Source organism: Cryobacterium tagatosivorans, assembly GCF_004402215.1.
GTDB lineage: Bacteria > Actinomycetota > Actinomycetes > Actinomycetales > Microbacteriaceae > Cryobacterium > Cryobacterium tagatosivorans.
The window spans coordinates 139,008-157,443 of sequence record NZ_SOEZ01000079.1 but is presented as its reverse complement, the minus strand read 5'-3'; the positions used below and the strand labels follow the sequence as shown (position 1 = coordinate 157,443).

Annotated in this window: 18 protein-coding genes and 1 tRNA gene; 2 read left to right on the top strand and 17 right to left on the bottom strand. The window is 68.6% G+C overall.

The window, feature by feature from the left end:
- Positions 1-152 precede the first annotated feature (152 nt).
- From E3O23_RS17560 to rplU, 12 genes are all read right to left on the bottom strand, one after another.
- Positions 153-566 (bottom strand): YchJ family protein, encoded by a 414-nt coding sequence (locus E3O23_RS17560; RefSeq protein WP_241983537.1) that lies wholly within the window; start codon positions 564-566, stop codon positions 153-155.
- Between the two features lie 154 nt (positions 567-720).
- Positions 721-796 (bottom strand) — tRNA-Ala (locus tag E3O23_RS17555).
- A gap of 72 nt (positions 797-868) precedes the next feature.
- Positions 869-1,246: a ribosome silencing factor gene (rsfS, locus tag E3O23_RS17550; protein ID WP_134493293.1), complete on the bottom strand. Its 378-nt coding sequence runs from the start codon at positions 1,244-1,246 to the stop codon at positions 869-871.
- A gap of 40 nt (positions 1,247-1,286) precedes the next feature.
- Positions 1,287-2,138, bottom strand: a complete 852-nt coding sequence (locus tag E3O23_RS17545; RefSeq protein WP_134493291.1) for a hypothetical protein — start codon at positions 2,136-2,138, stop codon at positions 1,287-1,289.
- Positions 2,135-2,728, bottom strand: a complete 594-nt coding sequence (gene nadD / locus E3O23_RS17540) for a nicotinate-nucleotide adenylyltransferase (protein ID WP_255453323.1) — start codon at positions 2,726-2,728, stop codon at positions 2,135-2,137. The genes E3O23_RS17545 and nadD overlap by 4 nt, the downstream gene beginning before the upstream one ends.
- Before the next feature lie 15 nt (positions 2,729-2,743).
- Positions 2,744-2,950, bottom strand: coding sequence for a hypothetical protein (locus E3O23_RS17535; RefSeq protein WP_134493289.1), 207 nt, complete (start codon positions 2,948-2,950; stop codon positions 2,744-2,746).
- Positions 2,951-3,011: 61 nt separating this feature from the next.
- Positions 3,012-4,304: a glutamate-5-semialdehyde dehydrogenase gene (locus E3O23_RS17530; RefSeq protein ID WP_134493287.1), complete on the bottom strand. Its 1,293-nt coding sequence runs from the start codon at positions 4,302-4,304 to the stop codon at positions 3,012-3,014.
- 55 nt (positions 4,305-4,359) lie between these two features.
- Complete coding sequence (gene proB / locus E3O23_RS17525; protein ID WP_134493285.1) at positions 4,360-5,166, bottom strand: glutamate 5-kinase; 807 nt, start codon at positions 5,164-5,166, stop codon at positions 4,360-4,362.
- Between the two features lie 56 nt (positions 5,167-5,222).
- Entirely contained in the window at positions 5,223-6,029 is an 807-nt protein-coding gene (gene proB / locus E3O23_RS17520) for a glutamate 5-kinase (protein ID WP_134493283.1), read from the bottom strand.
- Positions 6,026-7,588, bottom strand: a complete 1,563-nt coding sequence (gene obgE / locus E3O23_RS17515; RefSeq protein WP_134493281.1) for a GTPase ObgE — start codon at positions 7,586-7,588, stop codon at positions 6,026-6,028. The genes proB (E3O23_RS17520) and obgE overlap by 4 nt, the downstream gene beginning before the upstream one ends.
- A gap of 77 nt (positions 7,589-7,665) precedes the next feature.
- Positions 7,666-7,923 (bottom strand): 50S ribosomal protein L27, encoded by a 258-nt coding sequence (gene rpmA, locus E3O23_RS17510; protein WP_092323831.1) that lies wholly within the window; start codon positions 7,921-7,923, stop codon positions 7,666-7,668.
- A 19-nt stretch (positions 7,924-7,942) separates the two neighbouring features.
- Positions 7,943-8,251 (bottom strand): 50S ribosomal protein L21, encoded by a 309-nt coding sequence (gene rplU / locus E3O23_RS17505; protein ID WP_134493279.1) that lies wholly within the window; start codon positions 8,249-8,251, stop codon positions 7,943-7,945.
- Positions 8,252-8,450: 199 nt separating this feature from the next.
- Here rplU and E3O23_RS17500 point away from each other — a divergent pair, with 199 nt between their 5' ends.
- Positions 8,451-8,765: a DUF4031 domain-containing protein gene (locus E3O23_RS17500; RefSeq protein WP_134493277.1), complete on the top strand. Its 315-nt coding sequence runs from the start codon at positions 8,451-8,453 to the stop codon at positions 8,763-8,765.
- Between the two features lie 93 nt (positions 8,766-8,858).
- On the opposite strand, the gene E3O23_RS17495 is transcribed toward E3O23_RS17500, so the two are convergent.
- Positions 8,859-11,594, bottom strand: a complete 2,736-nt coding sequence (locus tag E3O23_RS17495) for an Rne/Rng family ribonuclease (protein ID WP_134493275.1) — start codon at positions 11,592-11,594, stop codon at positions 8,859-8,861.
- 279 nt (positions 11,595-11,873) lie between these two features.
- Here E3O23_RS17495 and E3O23_RS17490 point away from each other — a divergent pair, with 279 nt between their 5' ends.
- Complete coding sequence (locus tag E3O23_RS17490) at positions 11,874-12,473, top strand: vitamin K epoxide reductase family protein (protein ID WP_134493273.1); 600 nt, start codon at positions 11,874-11,876, stop codon at positions 12,471-12,473.
- Between the two features lie 110 nt (positions 12,474-12,583).
- Here E3O23_RS17490 and ndk read toward each other — a convergent pair whose 3' ends face one another.
- From ndk to ileS, 4 genes are read right to left on the bottom strand one after another with little or no spacing between them, the layout of a single operon-like run.
- Entirely contained in the window at positions 12,584-13,006 is a 423-nt protein-coding gene (gene ndk, locus E3O23_RS17485) for a nucleoside-diphosphate kinase (RefSeq protein WP_134493271.1), read from the bottom strand.
- Positions 13,003-13,368 (bottom strand): DUF4233 domain-containing protein, encoded by a 366-nt coding sequence (locus E3O23_RS17480; protein ID WP_166790572.1) that lies wholly within the window; start codon positions 13,366-13,368, stop codon positions 13,003-13,005. The genes ndk and E3O23_RS17480 overlap by 4 nt, the downstream gene beginning before the upstream one ends.
- A complete protein-coding gene (locus E3O23_RS17475; RefSeq protein WP_134493267.1) occupies positions 13,365-14,753 on the bottom strand; it encodes a bifunctional folylpolyglutamate synthase/dihydrofolate synthase in 1,389 nt (462 codons plus the stop codon). The genes E3O23_RS17480 and E3O23_RS17475 overlap by 4 nt, the downstream gene beginning before the upstream one ends.
- Complete coding sequence (gene ileS / locus E3O23_RS17470; protein ID WP_134493265.1) at positions 14,746-18,240, bottom strand: isoleucine--tRNA ligase; 3,495 nt, start codon at positions 18,238-18,240, stop codon at positions 14,746-14,748. The genes E3O23_RS17475 and ileS overlap by 8 nt, the downstream gene beginning before the upstream one ends.
- Positions 18,241-18,436 lie beyond the last annotated feature (196 nt).

Below are 18,436 nucleotides of genomic sequence, written 5' to 3'. Positions count from 1 at the left end.
CTGGGCAGTCACCCACGCCAGGGACGGCACCCTCACCTGGACCTCGCCCGCCGGCCAGAAATACACGACCGAACCGGCCACCCGGATCGACCCGCCACCGCCGTTCTGACGCCCGGCTCTGCTGAACCGCGCCGCCGCTCATGGGGCGCGGTTCAGCCCAGTGAGTCGAGGTAGAACCAGCGGCGGTCGATCTTCAGGAATCGACTGGACTCGTGCTGCTGGCCTCGCTGCCCGTCAAGCCGGTAGTGCGCCACGAACTCCACCACCCCGTCGGTGTCGAGCGGTCCTCCGCGGACGGTCCTCAGGATGTCGAGCCGCACCCACTTCATCTCGGCATCGAGTTCGAGGGAGTCGGGTCGAGTGCTCGGGTGCCAGGTCGTCAGCAGGTACCCCGCGGCGCCCACTGCGAACGCCGCGTAGCGGGAGCGCATCAGGCGTTCGGCTGTCGGCGCGGATCCCTGCCCGGCGTGCAGGGGGCCACAGCACTCGCCGTAGGTCTCCCCGCTCAGGCAGGGGCAGCGCGTCGTCGCGGTGACGGGGACCAGAGGCGAGGATGGCGAGGACACAGCCCAATTATCGACGGTTCGCCCTCAGCAAGAGAAACCGACAGGATCCAAGAAGAGAGTGAAAAGAACCCCAAAAAGATTCCGACAAATATTCCGACAAAGGAGCCGGGGAACGAAAAAAGCCCCAACCGAAGTTGGGGCTTTTCGTTGAACCTGGTGGATCCGAGGGGATTCGAACCCCTGACCCCCTGCATGCCATGCAGGTGCGCTACCAGCTGCGCCACGGACCCAGATTGTGTTTCGGACTGCTCCGAAACAACTTGTCTAGGCTACTACACGCGAGAGCCCCGCGCGAACCAGCGCTACTCCGCGGCCTTGGGCGCGGGAAGCTCGATCGGGATGACCGGGCAGTCCTTCCACAGGCGCTCGAGGGAGTAATACTGGCGTTCTTCCTCGTGGAAGACGTGCACGACGAGGTCGCCGAAGTCGACGAGGATCCAGCGGCCTTCGGCGCGTCCTTCTCGGCGGAGCGGCTTGTAACCGGCCTCGATGAGCTTGTCTTCGATCTCGCCGGCGATCGCAACGACGTTGCGCTCCGACCGGCCGGTGACGATGAGGAAGATGTCGGTCAGCGGCAGGGGGTTGGAGACGTCGATGGCGACGAGGTCCTCCCCGGCCTTCGAGTCGGCGGCGGCGGCGGCCACCTTGAGGAGCTCGAGAGCGTGGGCAGAAGCGGTCATCGAATGAGTCCCTGGGTTTGTGAAGTCGAAATGATTGGCATTAGAAGATGTTGAAAACGTAGCCGAGCACGAAGAGCGCGAGCACACCGGCGGCCAGCACGGCCGCGGTGACCGCGAGCACGGTCGGGAGGGAGTTGCCGCTCTTCTGCGGCGGGGCCACGAGGCCGCGGTTGGACGCGTGCGTGCTCACGGCCCTGCTCGCGCTCACGGGCGCCACGGTGGAGTTGTAGCCCGCGTCGTCGTGATCGTCGGTCTGGTCGATGTCCGAGGAGTCGAAGTTGCCCGGGTGGTGCCCGGTCGAACCGAGGCTACGGGGAAGGTCGTACGAACCGGTGATGAGGATCTCACCGGTGCTCGTGAGCGGACCGGAGCTCGAACCCTGCTGCGGAATCGACGGCAGGATGAGCGCGCTCGTCGTCGTCGGGCTTCCGCTTCCGCCGGTGCCTCGAGACATGAACTGGTCGAAGGTTTGGCCCGGGTCGATCGTCGGGGTGTGCTCGTCCTCGCCGCGGTCGACCGACCAGTGGCCAACGGGCGGGTTGAGCCCTCCCGTGGTGTGCGTCTCCGCGTCGGGGGCAACGTCCTCGACGTCCGCGGACACCGTCTCGCCGGACTCGGCGGCCTTGATGGCGCGCAACTGCCGCCGGGTGAGCGTGCGCTCGGGGGCCTGCCGCTTGGCAGAGGTCATCGGCTTCTCGGCCGGGGCAGGCTCTGTTCCGCGCGGAGCGAAGGCCGACACGGGAACGGATTCTGCGACGACGGCACGCTTGCCGGGCGCAGGCTGGATCTCGGGCTGCTCGAGCTGCTCGGCCGGCGCAGACGCCTGTTGGCGCGCTAATTCACGTTCCTGGCGACGGGTCAGCGGAGGCTGGGGACTGTTACCCAACGTCATGCCACACTCCGATACAGATGATGCTTTGAGATGTACTGGACAACCCCGTCGGGGACCAGATACCAGACCGGGAATCCCCGGTTCACGCGTTCCCGGCAGTCAGTGGACGAGATGGCCAGAGCCGGAACCTCCAGCAAGCTTACGTCCTGGTCAGGCAATCCAGAAATGCTCAGCTCATGTCCCGGGCGACTCACAGCCACGAAATGGGCCAGGTCCCAGAGTTCGCGCACGTCTTTCCAGCCGAGGATCTGCTGGATCGCGTCCGCCCCGGTGATGAAGAAGAGTTCGGCGTCGGGCCGTTCGGCGTGGATATCCCGCAGGGTATCGATCGTGTAGGTCGGGCCCGAGCGGTCGATGTCGACGCGGCTCACCGTGAATCGCGGATTGGACGCCGTGGCGATGACGGTCATCAGGTACCGGTGCTCCGCCTTGGACACGCCGTGCTTCTGCCACGGCTGGCCGGTGGGCACGAAGATGACCTCGTCCAGGTCGAAGCTCTGGGCGACCTCGCTGGCCGCGACCAGGTGCCCGTGGTGGATCGGGTCGAAGGTTCCGCCCATCACGCCGATGCGGGGGCGACGCGAAGCCACAGGGCGGTCGATGGGTCAGTGACCGTCGTGGCTGCGCGCTCCGCCGTGCGCGGCAGCGTAGGCATCCGCCTTCGCCTGGTGGCGGTTGGCGACGTCGCGGTAGGTCCAGACGACGAAACCGAGGGCGAAGAAGACCACGAGGGCGATGGCGCCGTACATCAGGGTCGGCATGGGCAGCGGGGTGTGCTCGATCTCGGCCAGCACTGCAGTCACAAACGACATGGGGTTCTCCATTCAAGGCACAACGGCGGGGCCCCCGCCGTCGCACTCATTCTAGCGGGGCCTACGCCCGCACCTGGCCTGTGCCGCGCACAATCCATTTCGTGCTAGTGAGCTCCGGCAGCCCCATCGGGCCCCGCGCGTGCAGCTTCTGGGTCGAGATGCCGACCTCGGCCCCGAAGCCGAACTCGCCGCCGTCGGTGAATCGGGTGGACGTGTTAACCATCACCGCTGCCGAATCCACTTCGTTCAGGAACCGCTCGGCGTTGACGACGTCGTTCGTGACAATGGACTCCGTGTGCCCGGTCGAGTACCGGCGGATGTGGTCGATGGCCGCGTCGAGGGAGTCGACGACCTTCACCGCGATGTCGAGGCTCATGTACTCGGTGGACCAGTCGTCCTCGGTCGCCGGCACCGCGTCCGGGAAGATCTCCCGCGCGCGGGCGTCCGCGTGGATCGTCACCCCGGATGCCGCGAGCCTGGCCAGCACGTCCGGCAGCAGCCGCTCGGCGGCGTTCTCGTGCACCAGGAGTGTTTCGAGGGCGTTGCACACGCTCGGACGGTGCACCTTGGAGTTGTGCACGATGTCGATCGCCCACTGGGCGTCGGCGCTCTCGTCCAGGAAGACGTGCACCACGCCGGCCCCGGTCTCGATCACCGGCACCTTCGACTGGGTGACAACGGCATTGATCAGGCTGGCGCTGCCCCGGGGGATGAGCACGTCGACGTAGCCGCGCGCCTGCATCAGTTCCGTGGCGCCGGCGCGGCCGAACGGGTCGATCGTCTGCACCGACGCGGCGGGCAGGCCCGCCGACTCGATGGCCGCCTGGATCAGGGCGACGAGCACGCGGTTGCTGTTCTCCGCCGCGGAGCCGCCGCGCAGGACGACGGCGTTGCCGCTCTTGATCGCCAGCGCGGCGAGGTCGACGGTGACGTTGGGACGAGCCTCGTAGATCACGCCGACGACGCCGAAGGGGACGCGCACCTGGCTGATCTTGATCCCGTTCGGCAGGCTGCTGCCGCGAACGACCTCGCCGACCGGGTCGGTGAGGTTGACGATCTGCAGGACCGCGTCGGCCAGGGCGTGGATCCGGCCGGCGTCGAGGGCGAGCCGGTCGAGGAGGCCGGCGGTCAGTCCGTTTGCTTCGCCGGCGGCGAGGTCCAGCCGGTTCGCGGCGATGATCTCGTCGACGCTGCTCCGCAGATCCGCGGCGATCGCCTCGAGTGCGCGGTTCTTCACCTCGGTCCGCGCGGACGCGAGGGCGCGGGACGCGTTCCTGGCCGCTTCGAGCGTTGCAGTGAGGGGCGCGGTGACGGGTGCGGCGACGGGCGTGACGGACTGCTGCGACGGGGACATCGGACCAGTTTACGCCCCCGGTTCGCGGACCCGGCTGTCTGCCGGGGCGGGCCGGCTACGGCAGCGGGTGCCCGCTCGGCGTGGTCGCGGGGGCGAACCAGGTGCCGATATGCTCCCCGCGAAGGGCCTCGGCGACCAGGCCGGTCGCCGTGACGAGCACGGCGGTTCCGGCATCCGCGGCGATGCGGGCCGCCGACACCTTCGTGCTCGCTCCCCCGGTCCCCACCCCCGACCCGGTGGCCGTGCCGAACTCCATCCCGGCCAGCGCTTCACCGGCAGCGACGTGGTCGATCCGCTCCGCGCCGGGCAGGTGCGGCGGCTTCGTGTACAGCGCGTCGACGTCGCTGAGCAGCACGAGCAGGTCGGCCTGGATCAGCGTCGCCACCATCGCCGCGAGGCGGTCGTTGTCGCCGAAGCGGATCTCGTGGGTGGCGACCGTGTCGTTCTCGTTCACGATCGGCAGGATGCGCAGGGCGAGCAGGCGGTCCATGGCTCGCCGGGCGTTGCTGCGGTGAGCGGGGTTTTCGAGGTCGCCCGCCGTGAGGAGTACCTGGCCGGCGACGATGCCGAAGCGGTCGAGGCTGTCCTGGTAGCGGAAGATCAGGAGGTTCTGGCCGACGGATGCCGCGGCCTGCTGGGTTGCCAGGTCGGTGGGCCGCTCGCTGAGGTGCAGGTACGGCATCCCGATCGCGATGGCGCCGGATGAGACGAGCACCACCTCGGTGCCGCGGCCGTGCGCCTCGGCGATGGCGTCGACCAGCCGTGCGATCTGCCCGGCGTTCGCGCCGCTGATCGACGATGAGCCGACCTTCACGACGATTCGTGCCGCGGATTGGACGTCGCCGCGCGCCAGCGTGTTCACTCGACCGAGCCTTCCCTGCGGGGCCCACCGAGTGCGGTCCGCGTCGCCAATCGAGCCTATAGGAGCGAGTAGCCGTCGGGCCTCACGACCGCTTCGAACCAGGTTCCGACGTGCTCGCCGCGGAGCGCCTCCGCGGCCAGGTCGGTGGAGGTCACCAGGACGGCCGTGCCGCCCTTCGTCGCGATCCGCGCGGCCACCACCTTGGTGCTCGCGCCGCCCGTGCCGACGCCGCTGGGCCCGCCGGCGCCGAATTCGAATCCGGTCAGCGGGTCATCCGCCGCAATGAAGTCGAGCTTCTCCGCCCCCGGCAGGTGCGGCGCCCTGGTGTACAGCGCGTCGACGTCGCTGAGCATGATGAGCAGGTCGGCGCGAATCAGCGTCGCGACGAGGGCGGCGAGCCGGTCGTTGCTGCCGAAGCGCAGGCCGTAGACGGCCACCGTGTCGTTCTCGTTCACGATGGGCAGGATGCCGAGGTCGAGCAGGCGGTCCAGGGCCCGACGGGTGTTGCTCTTGTGCGGCTCGGTGAGCACGTCGCCCTCGGTGAGCAGCACCGTGCCGGCCGCGATCCCGTACCGGTCCAGGCTCTCCTGGAAGCGGTAGATCAGCACGTTCTGACCGACGGATGCCGCGGCCTGCTGGGTGGCGACGTCCGCCGGGCGCTCCTCCAGCTTGAGGAACGGCATTCCGGCCGCGACCGCACCGGAGGAGATGAGCACGACCTCGGTGCCGCGCCCGTGCGCCTCGGCCAGGGCGTCGACGAGCCGATTGATCTGGTCCTCGTTGTCACCGGTGATGGACGAGGAGCCGACCTTCAGCACGATGCGTTTGGCGGCAGCGGCCTGGTCGCGCGATAAGACGGTCATTCCCTGGCCGCCTTCTCCTCCGCGTCCTCCGCCGGGGAAGGACCGTTGAATTCCTCTTCGCCGGTGGACCACATGCCGGCCTCGCGTTCGCGGATGAGTTCGGCGCGCGCCGCGGCCTTGGCGTCCATCCGGCCGAAGTACTCTTCGCGGCGCTCGTTGCTCGTGCGTCGCTTCGAGTCGTCCAGTCGCGTGTCCGTACCGCGCGGGGCCGTGATCAGTTCGGCCGTCGAGGTGAGCGTGGGCTCCCAGTCGAAGACGACGCCGTTGCCCGGGCCGATGATGACCGTCGAACCGGCGACCGCTCCGGACTTGAACAGTTCGTTCTCGATGCCCAGCTTGGCCAGGCGGTCCGCGAGGAAGCCGACCGCCTCGTCGTTGGTGAAGTCGGTCTGCTGCACCCAGCGCTCGGGCTTGGTGCCCAGGATCCGGTAGATGTTGCCGAAGGAGCCACCCTCGACCCGCACGACGAAGCCGCTGTCGTCGACGGCCTTCGGACGGATGACGATGCGCGGCTTCGTGGCCAGGGCGGCGGCCCGTTCGACTCGTCCGGCCTCGACCGTTTCGGCCAGCGCGTAGTTGAGCTGGCGGAGACCCTCATGGCTGACCGTGGAGATCTCGAAGACCCGGTATCCGCGGGCCTCCAGGTCGGTGCGCACGAACTCGGCGAGTTCGCGTGCTTCGGGCACGTCGATCTTGTTCAGCGCCACCAGCTGGGGGCGGTCGAGGAGCGGCTTCTGGCCCTCCGGCACCGGGTAGGCGGCGAGTTCGCCGAGGATGACGTCGAGGTCGCTGATCGGGTCGCGACCGGGATCGAGCGTGGCACAGTCGAGCACGTGCAGCAGTGCGGTACAGCGTTCGACGTGGCGAAGGAAGTCGAGGCCGAGGCCCTTGCCCTCGCTGGCGCCTTCGATCAGGCCGGGGACGTCGGCGACAGTGTAGCGCACCTCGCCGGCATCGACGACGCCGAGGTTCGGGTGCAGGGTGGTGAACGGGTAGTCGGCGATCTTCGGCCGGGCCGCGGAGATGGCGGCGATCAGGCTCGACTTGCCGGCCGACGGGTAGCCGACGAGGGCGACATCCGCCACGGTCTTCAGGACGAGCTGGACGTCGCCTTCCCAGCCCAGGGTGCCGAGGAGCGCGAAGCCGGGGGCCTTGCGCTTGGTGGAGGCGAGGGCGGCGTTGCCCAGGCCGCCCTGCCCGCCGGGGGCCACGACCAGGCGCATCCCGGGCTCGGTCATGTCGGCGAGCTCGTTGCCCTCCATGTCCTTGACCACGGTGCCGAGCGGGACCGCGAGTTCGCGCAGCTCGCCGGTATGGCCGTTGCGGTGGTCGCCCATGCCGGGGCCGCCGTTGTCGGACGACCGGTGAGGAGAACGGTGGTAGCCGAGCAGGGTGGTGACGTTCGGGTCGGCGACGAGCACGAGGTCGCCGCCGCTTCCGCCGTTACCGCCGTCGGGGCCGGCGAGGGGCTTGAACTTCTCCCGCTTGACGGAAACACAGCCGTTCCCTCCGTGGCCAGCTCGCAAATGCAGCGTGACGTGGTCGACGAATGTAGCCATGGAAAACCTTTCAAGTGGGGGGTAAAACACGTAAGGGCGAGCCGAAGCCCGCCCTCACGTTCTCTAGCTGTGGATACCTACTCGGCAGCCACCACGATGTTGACGACCTTGCGGCCACCCTTTGCCCCGAACTGGACGGAGCCGGCTTCGAGGGCGAAGAGAGTGTCGTCTCCGCCGCGGCCGACGTTGACGCCGGGATGGAAGTGCGTGCCGCGCTGGCGAACGATGATCTCGCCCGCGCTGACAACCTGACCTCCGAAGCGCTTCACGCCGAGGCGCTGAGCGTTGGAATCGCGACCGTTGCGAGTGGAACTCGCACCCTTTTTGTGTGCCATCTGTTCTTCTCCTCAGGCCTTAGGCGATGCCGGTGACCTGGACGCGCGTGAGCTCCTGACGGTGCCCCTGACGCTTCTTGTACCCGGTCTTGTTCTTGAACTTCTGGATGACGATCTTCGGGCCGCGGAGGTCGTTGAGGACCTCGGCAGTGACCTTGACCTTGGCCAGCGACTGGGAGTCAGAGGTGATCTTGTCGCCGTCGACGAGAAGCACGGCGGCCAGCTCGACGTTGCCGTCCTTGTCAGCCTTGATTCGGTCCATCGTAACGATGGTCCCGACCTCTACCTTCTCCTGCCGCCCTCCGGCGCGCACAACTGCGTAAACCACTTTACGTACCTATCTCTGGGGAGCCGTGAGGCCCAATTTCCTATGATGGAAAGTTACTGGGGCGAACAGGCCAAATCGGCCGCACACCATCAGAAAACCTTGGCGATCGCGGGGACTCAGGCCCACCGCACACCAACGGTCAACTTTAGCTGATCCGCCACCCCCGGTCAAACCGGGGCGGGGTCCGTACACTTTGGGAATGACCGTGTTGATCGACCAGCCGGCATGGCCGGCGCACGGCATGCTCTGGTCCCACCTGGTGAGCGACAGCTCGCTGGCGGAATTGCATGCGTTCGCGGCCGCCAATGCCATCCCCCGCCGCGGATTCGACCTGGACCACTACGACGTGCCGGCGGAGCGCTACGACGCCCTCGTGGCCGCCGGAGCTCTCCCGGTGACCAACCGCGAGCTGGTCACCCGGCTCCGCGCGAGCGGGCTTCGGGTGCCCGGCCGCGACCGCGCCGCGAAGCAGGACGAACAGAAGAAAGCCGCACACAAGCGGGCAGAAGAATAGGCAGCGCGCCCGGCCGGGGTGCGCTGCCTATTCGTTTCGGTGCTGCTATTCGTTCGGCACTGCCGGTGTTTCCGTACCGGGCGTGCTGTCTGCCTACTTGCCGGAATCCGGGATGACGATCGGCTGAGCCGCCGAGGTCGAACCGCCGGCGGTGGTCACCCGGCGGCTGCGCGAACGCCCCTGGCCGGGCTGCTTGGGCTCCGGGAGGGATTCGAGCACGGAGTCGAGCATCTGGTCGGTGACCTGCTTGCTCACCGGGCGCCGGGTGCGCGTGGCCTTCTTGACGGGGATGTCGAGAATGGCGACCGCTTCGCTGGACGGCTCGGGCGCGGCCGGGGTCTCGAGCACGGTCTCGACCGTGGTGGCGCGGGCGGTGACGGCCGCCGTGCCGGTCGTGGTCCCGCGGGAGGAGGACCGACGCGACCGGCGAGGAGCCGACTCGGCGGTCCCAGGCGCGGCAGCCTCGGACGCGGCAGCCTCGGACGCGGCAGCCTCGGACGCGGCGACCTCAGGCGCGGCAGCCTCGGGTGCAGCGGCGACCGGTGCCGTGGCTTCGGCTGCCGTGGCTTCGGGCGCGCGGGTCTCGGCGCGGGTCTCGGCGTGGCTCTCGGCAATGACCGGGATGGAGGCCGTGACCGGGCGGGCGATCGTGCGTGCGGCAATCAGGGCAAGTGCGTGCTTGGCATCCTCGGTGATTCCGTGGGTGCCTCCGCCGACCTTGGCCGTCTCGGAGTGCTGCGAACCGCCGCCGTTGCCGCCGCGGTTGTCGCGGCCGCCGTTCTCGCCGTTGCCGCCGGATTTGCTGCGTGGACGGCGCTCCTGGGCGGGCTGCGCGGTCTGGCGGTGCTTCACGACGGGATCGTGGTGCACGATGATCCCGCGTCCGGCGCAGGCTTCGCAGTTCTCGCTGAACGACTCGAGGAGGCCCAGGCCGAGCTTCTTGCGGGTCATCTGCACGAGGCCGAGCGAGGTGACCTCGGCGACCTGGTGCTTGGTGCGGTCGCGGCTGAGGCATTCGACCATGCGACGCAGGACGAGGTCGCGGTTGGTCTCCAGCACCATGTCGATGAAGTCGACGACGATGATGCCGCCAATGTCGCGCAGCCGGAGCTGGCGAACGATCTCTTCCGCCGCCTCGAGGTTGTTCTTGGTGACGGTCTCTTCGAGGTTTCCGCCGGAGCCGACGAACTTGCCGGTGTTGACGTCGACGACCGTCATGGCCTCGGTGCGGTCGATCACGAGCGAACCGCCGGACGGCAGCCAGACCTTGCGGTCGAGCGCCTTCTCGATCTGCTCCGAGATGCGGTACTCGTCGAACACGTCGACGTCACCCTCGTACTTCTGCACGCGCTCGACCAGGTCAGGGGCGACCTGACGGAGGTAGGCCTCGATGGTCTCGCGGGAATCCTCGCCGGCGATGACCATTTTGTGGAAGTCCTCGTTGAAGACATCCCGGACGATCTTGATCAGCAGGTCGGGCTCGCTGTGCAGCAGGGCGGGGGCCTGGACCGAGTCGACCTGCTTGGCAATCGAAGCCCACTGCGAGGTGAGCCGGTTGACGTCGAGGGTGAGCTGTTCGTCGGTGGCGCCCTCGGCCGCGGTGCGCACGATGACGCCCACGTTGTCGGGCAGGACTTCCTTGAGGATCTTCTTCAGCCGGGCACGCTCGGTGTCCGGAAGCTTGCGGCTGATCCCGTTCATCGAGCCGTTGGGCACGTAGACGAGGTAGCGGCCGGGCAGCGAAACCTGGCTGGTCAGGCGAGCGCCCTTGTGGCCGATCGGGTCCTTGGTGACCTGCACGAGAACCTTGTCGCCGGGCTTGAGCGCGAGTTCGATGCGGCGGGCCTGGCTGTTGTTGCCGGAGTTCGCCGCCGCGGCTTCCCAGTCGACCTCACCGGAGTAGAGGACGGCGTTGCGGCCGCGTCCGATGTCGACGAAGGCGGCCTCCATGCTCGGCAGGACGTTCTGCACCTTGCCCAGGTAGACGTTGCCGATCAGCGACGCATCCTGGTTCTTCGCGACATAATGCTCCACCAGCACGCCGTCTTCGAGCACGCCGATCTGGATCTTGTTGTGCTTGGCGCGCACGACCATGGAGCGGTCGACCGATTCACGGCGCGCGAGGAACTCTGCCTCCGTGATCACGGGACGGCGGCGGCCCGCGTCGCGGCCGTCGCGGCGACGCTGCTTCTTCGCTTCCAGCCGGGTCGAGCCCTTGATGCGCTGCGGCTCGGTGATCTGTTCCGGTTCACGCGGGGCACGGACCTTGACGACGGTGTTCGCGGGGTCATTCGAGCCGGAGCGGCCCTCGTCGCCGGAACGACGACGGGCGCGGCGACGCACGGTCGAGGTCTCTTCGTCTTCGTCCTCGTCCTGGCGGACCCCGGCGCGGTCATCCTGGCGGGCGTCCTGGCGGGCGTCCTGGCGCGACGGTGCGCGGGCGGGCAGCGGCACGATCTCGGGAGCCTGGAACAGGAGGGAGAGCGACGGACGACGCCCGATCGGCTCCACCGCGGGCGAGGCCTTCTCTGCCGGGGCGCCCGCGGGCGCATCCGTTGCCTGTTCGTTCACGGCGGTCGCTGTGGCCTGGCCGTCTTCGGCTGAGGTCGGGGTTTTCGTCACTGGCTTTCGCTCCGTCACAGGCTTCTGCGCCGCGTCGGTGCGCGCCGCGTCGATCGGCGTCTCTGTGGGTGTTGCCACCGGGACGTCCGTGGGGGTGCTCGGGCCATCCGTCGGGACGACCGGCGTCACGGCCGCGCCGGCCCTGCGGGACGTCTTGCGAGTGCCGAACAGGCCCTTGCGCTTCTTGATTTCTTTGTCTTCCACCATCTCTGGTGCGCTCCTTGACCGAAATGGGCGACCGCGCCATCCATCCGGTTTACTCTCTCGGCGAGGGCTGCGCCTGCGCGAAACCCCCGCGAATCCTTGTTGTTTCGCAGCCGGCCCGTGGCTCTGGCTGCTAATACCTTTGGTCGTGGGACCAATGAATCTGGGCTTTTACCGCCCATTAAGCTTCTTTGCGTCTGCCCGAGCGCGGCTCGAGCGACTGCTTCGATTATCGCATGCATTCTTCAGAACGCGTGCAGAGCCACGTGACATAATCCGAGGATGCCCCGCCTCGAGCCTTCCGCACGCCCCACCGGGCTCGCCGTCTTCCTGATTGTCGCCGGAGCGATCGGCCTTGCCGCGGCCTTCACGCTGACGCTGGACAAGCTGCATCTCCTCGCCGACCCGAATGCGCAGCTGTCCTGCAGTTTCAGCGTGCTGATCGGCTGCGCCACGAACCTCTCCTCGCCCCAGGGCAACATCTTCGGCTTTCCGAACTCGCTGATCGGCGTCATGGGCTGGAGCGTCGTGATCACGACCGGCGCCGCGATCCTCGCCGGTGCCCGCTTCGCCCACTGGTACTGGATCGGGCTGAACGTCGGGGCGACGGGCGCGATCGCGCTGGTGATCTGGTTGATCGGCCAGAGCATCTTCGTGCTCGACATCCTGTGCCCGTGGTGCATGGTCACCTGGGCGGTCGCCTTCCCGACCTTCCTGGCCGTGACGTTCTACAACCTGAAGTCCGGGAACATCCCGGTCCCGGAGTCCGTGCGCCGCGTCGCATCCGTCGCTTACGCCTGGGTTCCCCTGATCACTCTCGGCTGCCTGATCACCGTCGCCGTCATCGCCCAGCTGCAGATGGACTTCCTCAACCGCCTCTGATCCTCACCGACACACCCCTCGCTTAACCACGCCGAACCGTGAGTTTGGCACCTTCGCGGGGCCCGGGAAGGTGCCAAACTCACAGTTCGGCGAATGGGGGCGTGAGGCGATTAGTCGAACCAGAGGGCCAGTTCGGCGGCGGCGGACTCGGGCGAGTCGGAGCCGTGCACGAGGTTCTGCTGCACCTTGACGCCCCAGTCGCGGCCGAGGTCACCGCGGATGGTGCCGGGCGCGGCGGTGGTGGGATCCGTCGTGCCGGCCAGGGCGCGGAAGCCCTCGATCACGCGGTTGCCGGCGATGCGGAACGCCACGATGGGGCCGCTCTCCATGAACTCGATCAGCGGCTCGTAGAAGGGCTTGCCTTCGTGCTCGGCGTAGTGCTCGGCGAGCAGGCTGCGCTCGGCCTGGAGCAGCTTCATGTCCACGAGCGAGTAGCCCTTCGCCTCGATGCGACGCAGGATTTCGCCGGTGAGGTTGCGGGCAACCCCGTCGGGCTTGATCAGTACGAGGGTTTCTTCGACCTGGGTGCTCATGCGATCTCCTTCTGGTGATCTATTCGGGTGCCGGTGATCATGCAGTAGGTCCACATGGCGGCGAACATTGCCCCGACGAAGAACATCGCCGGGTTGAGGAATCCGGTGGCGACCAGGCCGGCCTGGAGCGCCCAGCCGAGGGCGTAGGCCCAGTCGAAGCGCAGGAGCCAGATCAGGGCGACCATGGCGAGGCAGAGGGCCGCTCCGCCGCCGAGGGCGACGGCCGGCGGCAGCTGGTCCAGGCCGAACATGACGAGGGCGGCGAGGGCGACGACGAAGATTTCGAAGCCGAGCACGATCGTGGCCAGGGTCCGCTTGACCGACCGGGGTCCGGAGTCCCGGGCGGCGCGCGCGACGCTCACTGTTTCATCCATTCCCGGGCGTCCGCGAGGGCCAGCGCCTCGCCGACGAGGGTGATCGAACCGGTCACGATGACGGCGCGGCGCGGCGCCTCCTGGGCCCACTCCCGGGCGCCGTCGAGCGCGGCGGTGAGGTCGTCGAACCGGAAGGTGACGTCGTCACCGGCCCAGTCGGCGACCTTGTCGGCCAGGTCGTCCACGGGCACGGCGCGCTCGGAGTGCGAGCGGGTCACATGGAACCGGGCCACCTGCGGACGCAGCGCCTCGATGATGCCGTGCGCGTCCTTGTCCGCCAGGATGCCGACAACCGCGACGATCTCGTCGAAGTCGAAGTAGGCCTCGAGGGCCGCGGCGAGGGCCGACGCGCCGTGCGGGTTGTGGGCCGCGTCGACCAGGACGGTCGGCTCGACGCCGGCCAGCTGCAGCCGGCCGGGCGAGGTGGCCGTGGCCAGCCCCTCCGCGACCAGGTCGTTCACCAGCGGCCGGGTGCCGGCCCCGAGGAACGACTCGACGGCGGCGATGGCCACGGCGGCGTTCTGCGCCTGGTGGGTGCCGTACATCGGCAGGAAAAGGTCCGTGTAGGTGTCGGCCAGGCCGCGCACCGAGATGAGCTGTCCCCCGACGGCGACCTGGCTGCTCAGCAGGGCGAACTCCTCGCCCTCGCTGGCCAGGGTCGATTCGGTCAGTTCGACGGCGCGTTCGAGTTCGGCCTGGGCCTCGCTTCCCTGCTTCGCCGTGACGACGTTCGCCGCCGGCTTGATGATCCCGGACTTCGTGCGGGCGATCTCGGCGACGGTGCCGCCGAGGCGCGCGGTGTGGTCGAGGGCGATCGGCGTGAACACGGCCACCTGGCCGAAGGCGACGTTGGTGGAGTCCCACTCGCCGCCCATCCCGACCTCGATCACCGCGACATCCACGGGGGCGTCGGCGAAGCAGGCGAAGGCCAGCACTGTGAGGGCCTCGAAGAAGGTCAGCGGCTCGTCGCCGTCGGTGACCAGCTCCGCGTCGACCATCTGCAGGTAGGGCTGGATGTCGACCCAGTTGGCGGCCAGGTCCTCGTCGCTGATCGGCTCGCCGTCGATCATGATCCGCTCGTTCAGCCGCACGAGGTGCGGGCTGGTGAGCAGCCCGGTGCGGAGACCGTAGGCGCGCAGGATGCTCTCGGCGATCCGGCTCGTGCTCGTCTTCCCGTTCGTGCCGGTGATGTGGATGATCGGATAGGCGTTCTGCGGGTCGCCGAGCAGCTCGACCGCGCGCCGGGTGGGCGCGAGGCGCGGCCGTGGGGCGGCCTCGCCGACCCGTCCGAGCAGCGCCGTGAGGACGGCGTCCCCGGCTTCGCGCCAGGCGCCCGCGGCGTCATCGCTTCGATCAGAGTGACGATCAGACATGGGTGAGTCCCTTCTCCCGGGCGACGGCAACGAGCACGAGGCCCCGGTTGGCGTAGCGCCCTGCGTCGAAGCGCGCGTAGTGTTCGACCGGCGCCCCAGTGAGGCCTTCGAGCCACTCGGAGGGAAGCGTGCCGGCGTCGGCGGACGTGGCCTGGTGCGTCGCGAGCCGGGTGGCCAGGGTCTCCCCCGCCACGTCCACTCCCGAAGCCAGCCCGAAGGATGCGGCGTCCTGCTCGTCGGAGAAGACGAGGTCGAGGCGGATGCGGTCGCTCACCTGGAACCCGGCGGACTTCCGGGTGTCCTGCACGGCCCGGATGATGTCGCGGGCGAAGCCTTCCGCGTCGAGTTCGGGGGTCGTCGCGGTGTCGAGCAGCGCGAAACCGCCGCCCGCGAGCAGGGCGAGGGCGGTGTCGCCGGAGCCGTCGCCCGACGCGCCAGCAGCGAGGGCCAGCTCGTATTCGCCGGCGACCAGGTCGATCCCGCCGGCGGTGACGGTTCCGTCCTTCTCGCTCCAGTCGCCCGCCCGGGCGGCCTGGATGACCTGCTGCACCCGCTTGCCGAGGCGCGGTCCGGCCGCCCGGGCGTTGACGGTGAGCCTGGAGGTGATCCCGTACGCGTCGGCGCTGTCGCCGGCGAGTTCGACCAGGGTGACCGTCTTCACGTTCAGCTCGTCGCGCAGGATTCCCTCGTAGGCGGCCAGGGCCGCCGTGTTCGAGGTGACGACGGTCAGGTTCGCCAGCGGCAGCCGCACGCGCAGGCCGGCCTGCTTGCGCAGGGAGAGCACGGTGGAACTGATGGCGCGTACCTGGTCCATCACGGCGACCAGTTCGTGCTCGGCCGGGAAGGATGCCGCGTCCGGCCAGTCCTCGAGGTGCACGCTGCGGCCCCCGGTCAGGCCCTGCCAGATGCGCTCGGACACGAGCGGCAGCAGCGGCGCCGCGACCCGGGTGACCGTCTCGAGCACGGTGTAGAGCGTGTCGAAGGCGTCGTTCGCGGTGGTCGAGCCTGTCGCGGTGGTCGAGCCGGTCGCGGTGGTCGAGCCGGTCGCGACCCCGCCGGCGCCGGCCCAGAACCGGTCGCGCGAGCGCCGCACGTACCAGTTCGTCAGCACGTCGGTGAAGTCGCGCAGCGTGGCCGCGGCCAGGGTGCTGTCGAGCGCCTCCAGGTCGACGGTGACCTGCTCGACCAGGTCGCGGGTCTTGGCCAGCAGGTACCGGTCGAGCACGTCGGTGGAGTCCGTGCGCCAGGTGGCCTCGTAGCCCTCCGGCCCCGACGCGTTGGCGTAGAGCGAGAAGAAGTACCAGGTGTTCCACAGCGGCAGCATCACCTGGCGAACACCCTCGCGGATGCCCTCCTCGGTGACGACGAGGTTGCCGCCGCGCAAAACCGAAGAACTCATCAGGAACCAGCGCATGGCATCCGACCCGTCCCGGTCGAACACCTCGTTCACGTCGGGGTAGTTGCGCAGCGACTTGGACATCTTCTGGCCGTCGTTGCCGAGCACGATGCCGTGGCTGACGACGTTCTTGAACGCCGGGCGGTCGAACAGCGCCGTCGACAGCACGTGCAGCGTGTAGAACCAGCCCCGGGTCTGCCCGATGTACTCGACGATGAAGTCGGCCGGGTTGTGGCTGTCGAACCAGTCCGCGTTCTCGAACGGGTAGTGCACCTGGGCGAACGGCATCGAGCCGGAGTCGAACCAGACGTCGAGCACGTCGGAGATGCGGCGCATGGTCGACTGCCCGGTGGGGTCGTCGGGGTTCGGGCGGGTCAGCGCGTCGATGTACGGACGGTGCAGGTCGGTCGGGCGCACGCCGAAATCGGCCTCGAGCTCGTCGAGCGAACCGTAGACGTCGATCCGCGGGTACTCCGGGTTGTCGCTCTTCCACACCGGGATGGGCGAACCCCAGTACCGGTTGCGGCTGATCGACCAGTCACGGGCGTTGCCGATCCACTTGCCGAACTGGCCGTCCTTGACGTTCTCGGGCACCCAGTTGATGTCCTGGTTGAGCGTCTCCATCCGGTCGCGGAACTCGGTGACGCGCACGAACCAGCTCGACACGGCCTTGTAGATCAGCGGGTTGCGGCAGCGCCAGCAGTGCGGGTACGAGTGCTCGTAGCTGGCCTGGCGGATGAGGCGCCCCTCGGCCCTGAGCAGCTGGGTCAGCGGCTTGTTGGCATCGGACCAGAGCAGCCCGGCCACCTCGGTGACGGCCGGCAGGAACTTACCGCCGTCGTCGAGGGAGATGATCACCGGGATGCCGGCGGCCTCACAGACCTTCTGGTCCTCCTCACCATAGGCGGGCGCCTGGTGCACGATGCCGGTGCCGTCGGAGGTGGTGACGTAGTCGGCGACGAGGAACTGCCAGGCGTTCTCGGTGCCCCAGGTCTCGGCATCCGCGTAGTGGTCGAAGAGACGGTCGTAGGACACGCCCTCGAGGTCGCGGCCGAGCACCGTGCGCGAGATCGCCGCGGATGCCTCCTCCGCGGTGTCGTAGCCCAGGTCCTTCGCGTAGCTGCCGACGAGGTCGATCGCCAGCAGGTATTCGCCGCCGAGCACCTCGGTGGGCGTTCCGGCGTGCGGCGCGGCGCCGTCCTCGCGGACGACGGTGGCGTCGGGGGTGCCGTTCGGGCCGGCGGGCACGACGGCGTAGGTGATCTCCGGTCCGACGGCCAGGGCGAGGTTCGTCGGCAGGGTCCACGGCGTCGTCGTCCAGGCCAGGGCGCGCACGGCGGTGAGGCCCAGGCTCTCCGCCTTCGCGCCGACGAGCGGGAAGGTCACCGTGACGGTCTGGTCCTGGCGCATCTTGTAGACGTCGTCGTCCATGCGCAGTTCGTGGTTGGACAGCGGCGTCTGGTCGCGCCAGCAGTAGGGCAGCACGCGGTAGCCCTCGTAGGCCAGGCCCTTGTCGTGCAGGCGTTTGAAGGCCCAGATCACCGATTCCATGAAGGTGATGTCGAGGGTCTTGTAGTCGTTCTCGAAGTCGACCCAGCGGGCCTGGCGGGTGACGTACTTCTGCCAGTCGTCGGTGTACTCCAGCACGGAGTCGCGGGCGACCTTGTTGAAGGCCGCGATGCCCATCTTGTCGATTTCGCTCTTGTCGGTGATGCCGAGCTTCCGCTCCGCCTCGAGTTCGGCCGGCAGTCCGTGGGTGTCCCAGCCGAAGCGCCGGTGCACCTGCTTGCCGCGCATGGTCTGGAACCTCGGGAACAGGTCCTTGGCATAGCCGGTCAGCAGGTGGCCGTAGTGCGGCAGGCCGTTCGCGAACGGCGGGCCGTCGTAGAAAACCCACTCGGGGGCATCCGCGCGGTTGTCGATCGACGCCTGGAACGTGCCGTCGGCCTCCCAGAACGCGAGCACCTCGGTCTCGATCTGCGGGAAGCTCGGCGACGGGACGACGCCGGCCGCCTGCTCGCGGCGGTGGCCGCTCGGTTCGCCGTCGTGGGCGTTCTGACCGCTGGTGTTCTGACCCTTGGGGTACGTCATGCTTCTCCTGGACGAGGCGAGGTTACGGAAATATTGCCTGTTCCACGAGGACGCCGGACCCTGGACGGGATCCACCGCGGTACCACCTCGCTTGCCGCCCCGGAGTTCACCTGGGTGACCGCTTGTTCAGAGGCTGTGACGGGCCCGACCCGTTCGGTTCTACCCGGCCGCGCACCCGAGGGTGGCCGCCGCTCTT